This is a genomic window from Psychrobacter sp. JB193, from assembly GCF_002285555.1.
Classification (GTDB): domain Bacteria; phylum Pseudomonadota; class Gammaproteobacteria; order Pseudomonadales; family Moraxellaceae; genus Psychrobacter; species Psychrobacter alimentarius.
On sequence record NZ_NRGY01000001.1, the window covers coordinates 1,392,369 to 1,408,019 of the forward strand.

At 45.0% G+C, this 15,651-nt stretch carries 11 protein-coding genes; 10 read left to right on the forward strand and 1 reads right to left on the reverse strand.

Annotated features, from left to right (window positions below):
- Positions 1 to 73: 73 nt before the first annotated feature.
- From pta to CIK80_RS06070, 9 genes are all read left to right on the forward strand, one after another.
- Positions 74 to 2,221, forward strand: a complete 2,148-nt coding sequence (gene pta / locus CIK80_RS06030; protein ID WP_095569227.1) for a phosphate acetyltransferase — start codon at positions 74 to 76, stop codon at positions 2,219 to 2,221.
- A gap of 357 nt (positions 2,222 to 2,578) precedes the next feature.
- Positions 2,579 to 3,496, forward strand: a complete 918-nt coding sequence (locus CIK80_RS06035; protein ID WP_095569228.1) for a nicotinate-nicotinamide nucleotide adenylyltransferase — start codon at positions 2,579 to 2,581, stop codon at positions 3,494 to 3,496.
- A 130-nt stretch (positions 3,497 to 3,626) separates the two neighbouring features.
- Complete coding sequence (rsfS, locus tag CIK80_RS06040) at positions 3,627 to 4,040, forward strand: ribosome silencing factor (RefSeq protein WP_062843658.1); 414 nt, start codon at positions 3,627 to 3,629, stop codon at positions 4,038 to 4,040.
- A gap of 308 nt (positions 4,041 to 4,348) precedes the next feature.
- On the forward strand, positions 4,349 to 5,002 hold the full coding sequence (locus tag CIK80_RS06045; RefSeq protein WP_095569546.1) for an MOSC domain-containing protein: 654 nt from the start codon (positions 4,349 to 4,351) through the stop codon (positions 5,000 to 5,002).
- A gap of 95 nt (positions 5,003 to 5,097) precedes the next feature.
- Positions 5,098 to 5,973, forward strand: a complete 876-nt coding sequence (locus CIK80_RS06050; RefSeq protein WP_095569229.1) for an N-acetylmuramoyl-L-alanine amidase — start codon at positions 5,098 to 5,100, stop codon at positions 5,971 to 5,973.
- Positions 5,974 to 6,270: 297 nt separating this feature from the next.
- On the forward strand, positions 6,271 to 7,461 hold the full coding sequence (gene kbl, locus CIK80_RS06055) for a glycine C-acetyltransferase (protein WP_095569230.1): 1,191 nt from the start codon (positions 6,271 to 6,273) through the stop codon (positions 7,459 to 7,461).
- A gap of 63 nt (positions 7,462 to 7,524) precedes the next feature.
- Positions 7,525 to 8,550: an L-threonine 3-dehydrogenase gene (gene tdh, locus CIK80_RS06060; RefSeq protein ID WP_095569231.1), complete on the forward strand. Its 1,026-nt coding sequence runs from the start codon at positions 7,525 to 7,527 to the stop codon at positions 8,548 to 8,550.
- 429 nt (positions 8,551 to 8,979) lie between these two features.
- Complete coding sequence (locus tag CIK80_RS06065) at positions 8,980 to 9,549, forward strand: hypothetical protein (RefSeq protein ID WP_095569232.1); 570 nt, start codon at positions 8,980 to 8,982, stop codon at positions 9,547 to 9,549.
- Entirely contained in the window at positions 9,542 to 10,453 is a 912-nt protein-coding gene (locus CIK80_RS06070; RefSeq protein WP_095569233.1) for a hypothetical protein, read from the forward strand. The genes CIK80_RS06065 and CIK80_RS06070 overlap by 8 nt, the downstream gene beginning before the upstream one ends.
- A gap of 204 nt (positions 10,454 to 10,657) precedes the next feature.
- Here the strand turns inward: CIK80_RS06070 and purL are convergent, their stop codons facing one another.
- On the reverse strand, positions 10,658 to 14,650 hold the full coding sequence (purL, locus tag CIK80_RS06075) for a phosphoribosylformylglycinamidine synthase (protein ID WP_095569234.1): 3,993 nt from the start codon (positions 14,648 to 14,650) through the stop codon (positions 10,658 to 10,660).
- Between the two features lie 369 nt (positions 14,651 to 15,019).
- On the opposite strand from purL, the gene CIK80_RS06080 reads away from it, so the two are divergent.
- Positions 15,020 to 15,514, forward strand: a complete 495-nt coding sequence (locus CIK80_RS06080) for a pyridoxamine 5'-phosphate oxidase family protein (RefSeq protein ID WP_095569235.1) — start codon at positions 15,020 to 15,022, stop codon at positions 15,512 to 15,514.
- Positions 15,515 to 15,651 lie beyond the last annotated feature (137 nt).

The following is a 15,651-nucleotide window of genomic DNA, read 5'->3' on the forward strand; positions in this document are numbered from 1 at the left end:
TTGATGCATTGTTTTACACATTGTGGCAAGGATGAATTGAGCCTTAAAAATATAATAAACCGTAGGATACACTATGCAAACCATTTTACTTGTTCCCATTAGTCGCGGTATCGGTGTCACGTCAGCCGCGCTTGGACTGATTCGTGCTTTTGACTACAACGGTATCAAAGCTGGTTTTATGAAGCCGTTTTTGCAAGATGATACACTGGATAAGCAGCGCAGCTTGGACAGCTCCAGTGCGCTTACCATGCACGCTTTTGGGTTAAAACCGCCCAAATCCATCAGTCGTCAGCGCGTTGAGCGTATGATTGGTGATGGCAACCTTGACGATCTGATGGAAGAAGTGGTCATCAATTATCACACCATCGGTGAGGGTCATGACGTCATCATTTGTGAAGGACTAGTACCAACCACTGAGACGTCTTACGCCTCACAAATCAACCGTGCCATTGCTCATGCATTAGATGCCAAAATCATCTTCGTCAGTACTGCTGATACCAGCAATCCTGCCTATCTGGCTGACAAACTCGATGTTCACGCTCGTGAGTTTGGTGGTATTGCCACTGCGCGTACACTTGGGGTGATTTTGATGCGGGTACAAGACGTACACAATACTTTTGAGACCCAGCCGGTCGCACCCGGTGAAGCTGTCGTACACTTGGATGACTCGTTCATGCAAGAAGTAAAACGCTTGTCCCCCCACTTTGATACTGATGCCTTTCGCTTGATCGGTGTGGTGCCTTTTAGCGACTCACTCTCTGTGCCACGTACTTGGGACATTGCCACTGAACTTGATGCCAAATGGCTCAATGTGGGTGAAGCAAAAACGCGCCGCATTAACCGTATTAGCTTAACTGCTCGCTCTGTTGCCCGCGTCGACGAGGTGTTCAAACGTGGCACTTTAATCGTCGTCCCTGGTGATCGTGATGATTTACTACTGGCAGCTGGCTTGGCCTGTATCAATGGCATCCCGCTGGCAGGTTTGGTTTTAACGGGCGGCGTTGAGCCAAGTGCAACCGTTGCGGAATTGTGGCAATCAGCGCTCAAGACGGGTATCCCTGTCATGAGTGTGGAAGATGACAGTTATGAGACCGTACAGAGCTTGGTACACATGAGTTCTGAGATTCCAAGTGATGACACCGAACGTGCGGAAGAAGTGGCACGTTACGTGGCAGCGCATCTAAACTTGGACTGGATTAAAGAGTATTTCAGCCGTGATTATGAGCGACGCTTGTCTCCTTCTGCCTTTCGCCATCAAGTGGTCAAAAAGGCACAAACGGCCAAAAAACGTATCGTCTTGCCAGAAGGGTCTGAGCCGCGCACTGTCGAGGCCGCCTGTATCTGTCAGAGTCGCGGTATCGCCAATTGTGTGCTACTTGCAAAGCGTAGCGACGTTGAACAAGTGGCCAAAAATCGTGATTTGGTCATTCCAGAAGGGTTAGAGATTATCGATCCTGATGATCTCGATATGGGCAAATATATCGCTGCCGTCGTCGAGCGCCGTAAAGGCAAAACCAGTGAAGATGTCGCTGCTGAGTATCTCAAAGATACGGTGTATTTGGGTACCACCATGCTACAGATGGACGAAGTCGATGGCTTGGTTTCTGGAGCGATTCATACCACTGCCAACACCGTACGTCCAGCGTTTCAGTTGATTAAGACAGCACCGCAATACTCTTTGGTATCGTCCATCTTCTTTATGCTATTGCCTGAACAAGTGGTGGTTTATGGTGACTGCGCCATCAATCCTGATCCAACCGCAGAAGAGCTGGCTGAGATTGCTATTCAGTCCGCGCAATCGGCGGCAGCCTTCGGTATTGATCCAAAAGTTGCGATGATCAGCTACTCTACTGGCTCATCAGGTGCCGGTGCAGATGTCGAAAAAGTCACTCGTGCCACTCAAATCGTGCGTGAGCGCGCACCAGACCTAAAGGTCGATGGCCCCCTACAGTATGACGCCGCCTCAGTCATGAGCGTCGGCAAACAAAAAGCGCCAGACTCACCGGTTGCTGGACAAGCCAACGTCTTTATTTTCCCAGACCTCAATACAGGTAATACCACTTATAAAGCCGTACAACGTAGTGCTAATGTCGTCAGTGTTGGCCCCATGTTGCAAGGATTGAACAAGCCTGTGAACGACTTGTCACGTGGCGCCTTGGTCGATGATATTATTTATACCATCGCGCTGACGGCCATCCAAGCTTATAGCGATGAGATTTGATCGCTACAGCTTAATTGCTATCTGGTCAATGATAAATAAGAGTAATGCATAAGTAACACTGTACTACTGAAATGGATTTTTCTTACTGGCTGTTCGCAAGTGTGACAGAAGCTTTGAAAAATCTATCTCAGCCACATCGTATTATTTTTAGTTTTATTATGCTGATTAAAAACCAGATCTTATATCACCGACTGTCGTCATGATGGTCGGTTTTTTATTGTTCATTTTTGATGACTTTTGAGGGCTTTTAATGACAGATGCTGCTGCGCCCTTTACAATAGCGACTTTCTGTTTCGCCTTTTTGCTTCCCTATCCGTGCCAAACCATATCTACGATAAACCATATCTGTGCCAAACTATGCCAAATACCACTGACAGTCTCGATGATAAAACCTCTAGGCCTGCCATTCGTGCTTACTTGGGCGGCTCGTTCGATCCTGTGCATCAAGGTCATATACAAATGGCCATGTACGTGTATGAGCGCTTGTTACCGATAGCGGAGGGGCAGCAGCGCGACCTGCATGTGTCATTATTGCCAAACTCACGTTCCCCATTTAAGCAAAAAAGCACAGACCCTCACCATCGTCTAGCAATGTTAAAGCTGGCGACCCAAAAGACACCTATTCAGATTGATGAGCTTGAGCTGTGGCAAACGCCGCCTGTTTATACCATCGATAGTGTGCGTACATTAAGACAGCGCTATCCACGTGACAGTTTGATCTTTATCATTGGTATGGACAGCGCGCTGAGCTTGCCACATTGGAAAGAAGGGCTGGCGCTGACGAATCATGTCAATCTTTGGATCTTTAGTCGCAGTCATGTCAGTCGCATCTTTGATAAAGATGGTGCGGATAAAGATGATGTGGATAATGACATTCTGCCAGACCCAGACAATATGCCGAACACAGACACCATTCAAGCCAAACTGCCCGTACCGCTACAATCATTAGTCGTTGGCACACCGACAGAACTAGTCACGCCCATTACTAAAGCGCTTGCGACGAATACTGGCTTGAAAAGCACGCATCAAGGCCATATTTATATAGACTCGCGGCCTGTCGCAGCCGTGTCGAGCACTCAGATGCGCGAGCAGCTACAGTCTTTGCAAGATCGATTGAATATAATGCAAGCAGCCGACAGGCAAATGACCTCTATACCACCAATAAATGATATCATGAGCCATACTGCCACCAATCCGTTACCTAAATGGCTAAATCCGGCTGTTTATCACTATATTATCGCCCATCAGCTATATTCTGCTGCTCAATTCCGTTAAAATCGCCTTATCTTTGTCATTTTGCCCATTTTGTCTGTACATACGGCTGGCGACAAATGGTCAGTTGGACAATCCCTATTAATGCTTTACCTTTTATTTTACATATTTACGATTCAAGAGATTAAAATTTATGACCAATACCATGACTGAAGAACGCATAAAAGAGTGTTTGACCCTTGTAGACAGTGCGCTGAATGATATGAAAGCGAAAAATATCACTGTAATGGATGTAGCAGATTTGACTGACGTTATGGAACACATCGTCATCGCTGATGGTACGTCGAAGCGTCACGTGCGCGCCATGGCCGATAGCGTCGGTGCTGAAGCCAAAAAATCTGGCTTTATGCCACTTGGCCGTGAAGGCGGTATCGACTCTGACTGGACGTTGATTGATTTGGGTGCTGTTGTTGTGCACATGATGACGCCGCAAGCTCGTGAGTTCTATGACTTAGAAGGCCTATGGTCATCACCTGATCAGTTGGCTGAGCTGGTTGCAACCCCGCGTGAAAAGAAAACCGCAGGCCGTCGCAACAAAAACAAATAAGTGTATTGAGTTCGATATATTTATTGCCTTAAAAAGACCAGAGACTGATTCTGGTCTTTTTTTATGGGTGACTGTTAAAAATAGCTTTATAAATACACATGGTATAAATAAGCTGAAAGCTGTCTATGATTGCGCTAAGATGATGACAATCATCCAATCGTATTTGCCTAAAAAATGACCAGCCGTTAGGAACCCCAATGCGCATAGAATCAACCGAAACATACGTACAAGAAAACACTAACCTTGATTTTAACCAACCCTTGCCCTTGCATATCGCCACTCTCACCTGTGTCCGCGCTGGCAAAGCCATGCCCTTCACTCGTGAAGAGATGAGCGCCATTGATAAACACCCAATCGACGCGCCTGTCGCCATCAACTTCATGGGTTTGACCACCGACGAGCAAGCCGATCGCAAGCATCACGGCGGCCCATTAAAAGCGGTACATCAGCTAGCACCTGCGACTTACGACAAGATTAACGCTGAGTTTGGTCTAAAGGTGCACGTCGGTACACTCGGTGAAAACCTTACGACCGAAGCCGTCAATGGGCTGCCCGAAATGACTGAGGCTACCGTTTGTATCGGCGACGTTTTTCAATATGGTGAAGACAAGATAAACGGTGAAGATAGTGTGCAGCTGCGTATCGTCCAACCACGCCGTCCATGCTACAAGATCAATGATCAAATTGGCCAATTTACCAAAGTGCCAAATATCGCATCTTGGGTCAGTAAGCAAGGTATCTCGGGTTGGTACTTCCAAGTGGTGCGTGATGGCATGATTAACGCGGACTTACCTGTGTATTTGATTGAACGTCCCTATCCGTTTGCCACGCTTGAGACACTCTGGCAATTGTCCAATTCAAAAGAGAAGTTTGACGCTGAGGTGATTGAGCCGTGGCTTGAGATTGAATGTTTGGAAGATAGTTGGAAAAAGGTATTGGCGAAGAAGATTCGGAAGGGTTAAACACAAGTACCAAACCTTAGACATCATTTAATAATACTATTCACTTAAGATAAAGATTGGTTTAACGGCACACCTTTATTCACACAGAGCATTTCATGGTAAAAAACATTTTCTTAGCACTTAGCTTAACTCTGCCTTTAATTGGCTGCGTAACCACTGCCCCGTACGTAGCAACCACCAAACACTACAGCATTGATAGTAAAACCTATCAATCGACAGGCAAAAGCCAGCGTATCAAAACCATCGTCTTGCACTATACCGTCTCAGACAATGAGCGCTCCATCAAGACATTGACCACGGGCAACGTGAGCGCGCATTACTTAATCTTGGACAAAGATGACGATAAAATCTATAACCTCGTCCCAGAGTCGGAGCGCGCTTGGCATGCAGGCGACGGTGGATTTTCAGGACGAACCATCCTCAACGATACGTCTATTGGCATCGAGATTGTAAATGCAGGTATCAAGCCTGAATATCGAGATGCGCTAAAAAATAGTAATCTCGATTATCACCCTTATGAGCATTATGCGGCGTTTAATGAATTGCAGATTAAGAAAGTCGCAGAATTGGTGCAAGATATCGCCACGCGCTATGACATCTCACCCAAAAACATCATCGGTCACTCGGACATGGCACCCTCGCGCAAGATAGACCCTGGTGCAAAATTCCCGTGGGAGCGTTTATACAAAGAATACGGCATTGGTGCTTGGTATGACGAAGCGGACAAGCAAGAAATTATGAATCGACGTACCTTGGTCGCGCCAAGTGTGCAGGAAATCAAGCAAGCCTTTCGCAAATATGGCTATCAAATCAATAATAGCGATGAGTGGGACAAACCCAGCCGTGATGTCATTTATGCGTTTCAATTGCATTTTAGACCGCAGCAGCCCACAGGTGTGATAGATAGCGAAACTTATGCCATATTACAAGCGCTAAATATGAAGTATGCAAGCCGCGATGATTTTTATTAAGTAGTACAAAATATGCAGAGATATGTGCGATGCTTGATTCTAAGAAGATGAGCTAAAAACATATTTATCTAAGCGAGACGACAGTTACTCAACATAGGATTGCTACTTGGGCTACTTATTGCGACGGGCTAATGATAAAATCAGCACTTACGGATAACAGATAGCATCACTGCTCACCTCATATCATTGGTCTTACTAAAGGCTAGGATGATGCGTGGCTTTAATGATTGATCCTATTAGCAGTCCTAATATCTGCATTGCTAATGCAGACTCTAATAATAGTAACAAGGAATATGTATGTACCAAGCCTTTCAAAAACATCTACAACAAGAAATCAGCGACATACGCGCCGCAGGACTATATAAAAACGAGCGCATCATCACCTCTCCGCAAAATGCCATGATTAAAATCACTGATGGCCGTGAGATGCTGAACTTCTGTGCCAACAATTATCTTGGCTTATCCGATCATCCTGAGATTAAACAAGCAGCTATACAAGCCATTGAAAACTCAGGTTATGGCATGTCATCGGTACGTTTTATTTGTGGTACGCAAGATTTGCATAAGCAATTAGAGGCATCAATTTCCAAGTTTTTTAATACTGAAGACACAATTCTTTATGCGGCCTGTTTCGATGCCAATGGCGGTGCCTTTGAGCCACTGCTGACCAGCGAAGATGCTATTATTTCTGATTCGTTAAACCATGCCTCAATCATCGATGGTGTGCGCCTATGTAAAGCGGCGCGTTATCGCTATGCCAATGCGGATATGCAAGATTTGGAGACGCAATTGCAAGCGGCGCAAGCACAGCGTTTTCGTTTGATTGTCACCGATGGGGTGTTTTCAATGGATGGTAATGTGGCGCCGATGGATGAGATTTATGCGCTCGCACAAAAATATGATGCCATGGTGATGATTGATGAGTCGCATTCAGCAGGCGTCGTCGGTCGCACCGGTGGCGGCGTGACTGAATTGTTTGATCTGCGCGGTGATATTGAGCTGATCACGGGTACGTTGGGCAAGGCGTTTGGTGGTGCAATTGGTGGCTTTACGACGGGTAAAAAAGAAATCATTGAGATGCTGCGTCAACGCTCACGCCCGTATTTGTTTTCAAACTCTATTCCTCCTATGGTGGCTGCCGCTGGGGTAAAAGCGTTTGAGATGCTGTCACAAGACAATACGCTACAAGACAAACTGCATGAAAACACCGCCTATTTTGTTAAGCAAATGCAAGATGCAGGCTTCGATATCAAGCCTACTGAATCGGCCATTTGTGCAGTGATGCTCTATGATGCCAATGTCTCGCAACAAATGGCAGACGCATTGCTTGAAGAAGGCATTTATGTGATTGGTTTCTTCTACCCTGTCGTACCCAAAAATGAGGCTCGTATTCGTGTCCAGCTCTCTGCTGCCCATACGCGCGAGCAACTCGACCAGTGTATCGCTGCCTTTATCAAAGTCGCCAAGCAAATGAAGGTGATTGATTAAGCGTCGTTCGGTATTTATCTAGATTCAACAATAAAATGCAACACAGCTAAATAAGAGAAAAATATGAAAGCACTGGTTAAAGCTCATGCCAAAAAAGGCATCTGGATGCAAGACATGCCAGAACCGACCGTCGGCATCAATGACGTTAAAATAAAAATTAAAAAAACCGCCATTTGTGGGACAGATTTGCACATTTACAAGTGGGATGAGTGGTCACAAAACACCATCAAGACGCCAATGATTATCGGACATGAATACGTCGGTGTCATTAGTGAAATGGGCGATGGTGTCAAGCATCTTGAAGTGGGTGATCGCGTCACAGGCGAAGGCCATATCGCTTGTGGACATTGCCGTAACTGCCGCCGTGGTAAGCTGCATGTGTGCGAAAATACCATCGGCGTGGGCGTTGACCGCGATGGCGCGTTTGCCGAATATTTGGTGATACCTGCCGATAATGTCATCAAACTCGATGAACGTATCAGCGATGAGATGGCTGCCATTATGGACCCCTTTGGCAACGCCACGCATACTGCCCTTTCATTCCCGGTACTTGGTGAGGATGTGCTGATTACGGGTGCAGGACTGATTGGGTCAATGGCAACGGCGATTTGCCGATTTGCAGGGGCGCGTAATATTGTGGTCAGTGATATCAGTGATTATCGCCTAGAGCTTGCCAAAAAAATGGGCGCGACGATGACCATCAACCCAGCCAAAGGCGAAAGCATCGAAGGCGCTATCGAGGAGCTAAAAATGCACGGCTTTGATATTGGGCTTGAGATGTCAGGCTCGCCTCAGGCCTTTGATTCGATGATTAGTAACATGTATAACGGCTCTAAAATTGCACTGTTGGGCATTTTGCCTAACACCACCACGGTGGATTGGAGCAAGATTATCTTTAAGGCGTTGACCTTAAAAGGTATTTATGGGCGTGAGATGTGGGAGACGTGGTATCAGATGGAGCAAATGCTGATTAGCGGTATTGATCTGTCGCCAATCATTACCCATCGCATGCACATTGATGACTTTCAAGAAGGCTTTGATATCATGGAAAGTGGGCAATGCGGTAAGGTGATCTTAAGCTGGGATTGATTTTTGCGATTTAATATTTGAAGAGTCGTGGTTAGCTTTTATATTGTCACGATTTATAAAACGGCACTGATTTCAGTGCCGTTTTTTTTTGGTTATTAAGAAGTGATCAGATAGGTAAATCATGAGTAATTCTAACCAAGATAAACTTCAAAAGTACTTGGCAAAAAAAGCCAAGTAAGCATAGGAAAAGGAACAGGAAGCGAAACCTGTTTCAGCTGGTAAGACTCAGCTTTAAGAACCTATACGACTTCAAAGCCTCTTATAAATAATTATTTAGATAAGTACTGCACCTTGGCTTTAGACTGAATTTGTATATGATAAGCTTAGCTTGAAGTATTAAATTAGCTTATACTTAAGACTCACAGTAAGTTTGTTTTGAATTTTTTTAAGATCTTTGCTACTCACATAAAACCTTTTAAGAGATATAGAATGTGGAATATACAAGGAGTAATATCACCTATTGCTATCGGCGAAGAAGGTCATAGCCCTAAACGCTCTCCATATCCAATTAGCATCAATGAATTCGTACAGAATTTCGCATTTTCAACTGAACGAATTGAAATACTTATTGGATTCTTAGCATATAGAAGAGCTATATACTTATCTGGTATTGAAGCAGGTTTTCAATGGGTAAATGGAAGTTTTGTTGAAAACATAGAGTCAATTGCTGAACGTGCTCCGAACGATATTGATGTTGTGACATTTAGCAACTTATATAAAACTATACCCGATTATATCGATTGGGCTGAAAGGAATAATAATTTAGTTGACAATCCAATCGCTAAGAGTCAATACAAAGTCGATTCTTACTGGGTTGACATGGACTTAGGCTTTAATGAAGCCAGTATCAAACGATGTACTTATTGGTACAGTATGTGGTCTCATCAAAGAGATACTAATATTTGGAAAGGTTTTTTTGTTATCCCTTTATCTCCTAGCGAGGATATTGAGGCTCTCAAGTATCTTTCTGAATTAAATATAGAGTCTAACAATGCGTGAAAATGACTATAACAAGTTACTTGCTGAAAGAAGTACACTTGAAGGCCTAATAGAAGAAACACCACCTTATGCTATTGTCGATAGGATGAGCCTAGAGTCACGTTTAAAAAGTGTTCAAACCGCAATTAATAAAGTCGATACTCGTAGGTTAGTGAAAAAGACCATTTTTACATTCAGAGGTAAACCAGTTCATAAAAGTTATGGTATTACAGCTGAATTTTCTGGTAAAGCTATCGATAGTCTAAACGATATGATTGCAAGTGTAGTTGCTAGTTTGAGTAATAATTTACGTTTTTCAGGACCCATACCAAATAGAAATCAGCATCAACTGTTAATAACAGGTACTGCAACTGGTTCATTTGGTTTTGAATTAGAGTTACCAGAACCTGATCACGACTTGCTAGCAGAAAGAAATGGAACTGAAACAGCCATAGATGATATACAAAAGCTACTACAGTATGGAATTGATGGTACAGACGAGCAAATTAGTGATGTAATTAATGAGATACATCCAAGAGCTGTTCGTAAAGTACATGATTTTCTTGAACTAATGTTTCGTAGTGAAGCTTTGTTTGCAATGGAATTCAATAAAAAATTAACTCGCATTGATTCCCAAAATGTTTTAGAAAAACTCATTTTACGACTTTCAGAAGAAAATATTAGTGAAATTGTCGAAGAGTACAAAGGTGAGTTTCAAGGAGTTTTACCTAACTCTAGAACTTTCGAGTTTACAGAATATTCTGATAGAACTTTGATCAAAGGTAAGATTGACCACACATTTGAAGACCCAGACGTGATAAATCGTGAGTATTTGCACAAACCTGTCACAGTTGAGTTCAAAGTTGTACAATATGGACAAGCCAAACCTAAATATACTTTGCAAGATATAAAGAAAATTAATTAACTGATTATTGCAAGATTCTAATAGAAAGAACTTTCATTAGTCATCAATCATTATCTAAAGGCGCGTTTTGGTCCAGATTAACAGGTACAAGCGAAAGGCGGGAAATAGCCCCCCTACTTTGAAACCCCAAAACCCAAACACAAAAAGGTGAGCATTACGCCCACCTTTTTTTATGTCTAAAACAATACTCTAAACCAACTTAGCCTATCTAAACCAAGCACGAGCGTTACGGAACATACGCATCCACGCGCCGTCTTCATCCCACGCTTCTGGTTTCCAGCTGTGGTTATAAGCTTTTAGGTTACGCTCAGGATGCGGCATCATGATAGTGACGCGACCATCTGTGCTACATAAACCCGTGACACCGCCGAGCGACCCGTTTGGATTGAGCGGATAGGTCTCGGTTGGATGACCTTGGCTATCGACATAACGCATCGCAAGCTGACCGTGGTTTGCCATACCGTCGATCTCAGTGTTGTCCAGCGTGGCATAGCCTTCACCATGCGCCACCGCGATTGGTAAGATACTGTCTTGCATCCCTTTAAACAGGATCGACTTGGTACGTTCGACTTTTACGTTGACGGTACGCGCTTCAAATCGAGCTGATTTATTAGCGACGAAGCGTGGGAAGTTCTCAGCACCTGGGATCAGGTCTTTTAGCTGTGCCATCATCTGACAACCGTTACAGACACCAAGGCTAAAGGTATCAGGACGGGCAAAGAAGCGCACAAACTGCATGCGTAACTCGTCATGGAACAAGATAGAGTTCGCCCAGCCAGAGCCTGCACCGAGGACGTCACCATAACTAAAGCCACCACAAGCAACCAGACCGTCGAAGTCACGTAGATTGATGCGACCATTCAATAAGTCACTCATGTGTACATCGACCGCTTCAAAACCAGCTTGCGTGAAGCCTGCTGCCATTTCTGTCTGACCGTTGACACCTTGCTCACGGAGGATGGCGACTCTTGGTTGAGCCTCACGGCTAGCTAAATATGGCGCTTCCACCTTCTGATTAAGATCGTAGTTTGGCGCAGCGATAAGTCCTTGATGGCTGGCATCAGCAATCAAGTCATACTCTTGCTGTACGCACGCTGGATTGTCACGGCGACGTGCGATTTGATAGCTGACCTGAGTCCATGCTTGCTGTAACTCAGTACGGCTAAAGCGTAGAGTGTTATCACCCATGAGCGTTGGCGTTTGGATAAGTAGGCTGTCTTCTTCACTGCTTTGACCGACGAGGCTGAGCATATCGGCAACATTAAACTCTTCTGCCAACTGCATTAAAGCGGCAACGTTTTCTGGCAATACTTGGATGACCGCACCCAGCTCTTCACTGAACAGCTGACCGAGTAAATTGTCATCATCTAATGACAGCTTGATACCTTGACGGCTGGTAAACTGCATCTCTGCGATAGTCGCCAGTAGACCACCATCACCGATATCGTGATAGGCGCTGATGACGCCTTGCGCGTTACCTGCTTGGATAAAGTTAAAGAAGTCGATCAAATCGCTTGGCTGCGCTAGATCTGGGCAGTCGTTGCCTAATTGGCTAAGTGTTTGCGCAAGGATTGAACCACCTAGACGCAATTTACCTTTAGACAAATCAATACGATAGAACGCGCTATCGCCATTGATAAGCTCAGGGGTTAGCGTTTTTGCCACATCAACGACAGGGGCAAACGCAGTTACGACCAAACTCATTGGCGAGACGACTGATTTGTCCGTACCGTCCTCGTCACTCCAGTTGGCGCGCATAGATAGCGAGTCTTTACCGACTGGGATGGCGATACCGAGTGCTGGGCACAGCTCTTCACCGATAGCATGTACCGCATCAAACAATGCCGCATCTTCTGTATCATCGCCGCACGCCGCCATCCAGTTCGCTGACATGGTGATATCAGACAACTGAGCGATACGTGCGCCCGCGATGTTGGTAATCGCTTCGCCCACTGCCAGACGTGCAGAGGCTTTTGGATTGATAAGGGCAACAGGCGTACGCTCGCCGACACTCATGGCTTCACCAGTCATCGGCTGACCATCTAGCGCCACTAAGCCCGATGCCGTCACCGCGCAATCTGATACAGGCACTTGATAGCGACCCACATACTGATCACGCACGACCATACCGGTGATAGAACGGTCACCAATGCTAATCAAGAATGACTTGCTCGCTACTGTTGGGTGACGCAATACATCGGTAATTGACTCGGCTAGATTAACGTTACCAAGCTCTAATGCTGGCAACGTGCGCTCCGTACGCTCAAAGCTACGCTGCATTTTTGGTGTACCGCCGAGTAGTACTTGCATCGGCATATCGACTGGTTGCTCAGTTAATAGCTCATCATCAACGATTAGCTGACGGATATCCGTCGCCTCACCCAAGATGGCATACGGGCAGCGCTCACGAGCACAGATCGCATCGAACTGATCTTTACTCTCTGGACGAATCGCCAGCACATAACGCTCTTGCGCTTCGTTCGACCAGATCGCCATTGGCGACATACCCGCCTCTAATGATGGAATCTTACGCAAGTTCAGATGCGCGCCCATTTCATGGTCATTGACCAGCTCTGGCATCGCATTAGACAGACCACCTGCCCCTACATCATGTAGTGAGACGATTGGATTGCCGTCTTTACTGTTATTACTGGCGTCTACATCATCTCCAGCTAGCGCCCAGCAGCGATCGAGGACTTCTTGGCAACGACGCTCCATCTCAGCGTTATCGCGCTGTACTGAGGCAAAATCCAAACCTTCATCGAGCTCGCCACTATCGACTGAAGATGCCGCGCCGCCGCCCAGACCGATTTGCATCGCAGGGCCACCAAGGACGATGAGCAAATCGCCTTTTTTAATCGCATTTTTTTCAATCAGGTTGCGTTTGATATTGCCGTAACCACCTGCCAGCATGATTGGCTTGTGATAGCCGCGCATCTCGCTACCGTCTTTTGCCGCAGAGGTATCTAGCTGAAAGCTGCGGAAATAACCGCATAAGTTCGGACGACCAAACTCGTTTGAGAAGTTAGCACTACCTAATGGCGCTTCCGTCATGATCTCAAGACTGGTTGCCATACGATCTGGCGTACCATACGCTTGCGTGCTTAATTGACCTGACTGCTCCCATTTCTCAGCCAGCTCTGGAATATGCAAATGTGATACGTGGAAGCCTGCTAGACCCGCTTTTGGCTTACCGCCACGACCCGTCGCACCTTCATCACGAATCTCACCACCAGAACCAGTCGCTGCACCTGAATACGGAGCAATCGCGGTTGGGTGATTGTGGGTCTCAACTTTCATCAAGATATCGATGTCTTCTTGATAAAATCCATAAGGATGAATTGAATTGGCATCCATCGCGTCAGTTGGGATAGGATAAAAACGCATACCGTCAGAGCCAGCCATCACAGCAGCGTTGTCTTTATAAGCAGACAAGATACCTTGCGGATTAGACTGATAGGTGTTTTTGATCATTTGGAACAATGACTTTGGCTGCACGTCGCCGTCAACTGTCCACTGGGCATTAAAGATCTTATGACGGCAATGCTCTGAGTTTGCCTGTGCAAACATCATCAGCTCAACGTCGGTTGGATTACGCTTTAGCTCATTGACGTACGCATTCATCAGATAGTCGATGTCTTCGTTTGATAACGCAAAGCCGAACTCGGTATTGGCGGATTCTAGCGCTGACTGACCTTGTCCGATCACATCGATATGATTGAGTGAAGCTGGTGCTTGATCGTCAAACAATTTGCTGACATCGCTCAAGTCATACACCAAACTCTGAGTCATACGGTCAAACAATAACTGCTCAGCGGCAGTCGGTAGCTTCTTGTCAGCCGCTTTATTATCAAGCGTTAGTGTATAAACAACGACACGCTCAACACGATTGATATCGATTTCACAGTTATTAAAGATATCGGTCGCTTTACTTGCCCACGGCGATATCGTGCCAAAACGTGGGCTGACGATCACTTGTCGTTGGTTGTCTTCTGGCGCTAAAACGTCAATACCTTCATGAATCCCAAACAAGTCCAAGGCTTTTTTGTGCTCATCACCACTTAACTCGCGTGATAGCACATATACTTGCTGAGTATGGATTTGGCTAACATTTAGCTCGGTTTTTTGCTGAAACTGACTGATGAGTTGCTGCGTCTGAAAATCGGTAAGGAACGGTTGTCCGGCGATGGTCATCATAAAGGCATAATCCGTAAGATCAAGGCATCTCTGCCATGCAAAGTAAATGGTCTGCGTATTATAACAAGAAGCCCTATAAGAAGCAGGTCTAAACCGAGATAAATTGCCCATCGTACTTATAAATTCAAATGCCACTCTTTATCTTTACCCAATTTTTCTACAGCAGTAAGGTTTCGCTTGGCGGGTCACATTTTTTACCTAACCTTTATATACCTTACAAACACTAACATCGCATTACGCTCAGACTATATAACTATGAGGGTGTCTATCGTTACTCTACCACTTGACAATAATTAAAACGATCAACAATTAAAACGATTTACCATCACTTTATTTTTTATCAAAATTCTAACGCAATAAGGATATATCATGAATAAGCAAGAACAACTCGACAAAATCCAAGACGTAATCAAAGACGTAAAATTTGCCATGATGAGCACCGTCAACAGTAAAGGCGATGTCCATGCTTGGCCAATGACAACGAGCGAAACCAGCATTGGTGCCAAAGAAATTTGGTTCATCGGTGATAAAACCTCGGACGTCGTCAAAGACATTCAAGACAATCCAAAAATCGGTCTTTCTTATGCCTCTGAAGATGAAAAAAACTATGTCTCTGTCAGTGCTAATGCAGAACTATCATCAGATCAAGCCAAGCTAGATGAGCTATGGTCACCTGTTTATAATGCGTTTTTCGAGCATGGTAAAGAAGATCCAAATGTACAATTAATCAAAGTTGTTCCACATGGTGTCGAGTGCTGGTTAAGTGGTAGCTCAACTGTCAACATGTTCAAAATGGCAGCCGCGGCTCTACAAGATGGCAAAACCGCTGAAGATATGGGCGAACAGTTTTCGGTCGCTCTATAGTTCAGTAACTGTTCTGCATAAACCAGTATCTGTGTAGTAGAAAATAATAAAAGTAGTAGAAAGCAACAAAACACAAAAATATTCTACGATAGATAGTATGTATTTAAAGCGTCAATAGGCAGTGGTTTATTGGCGCT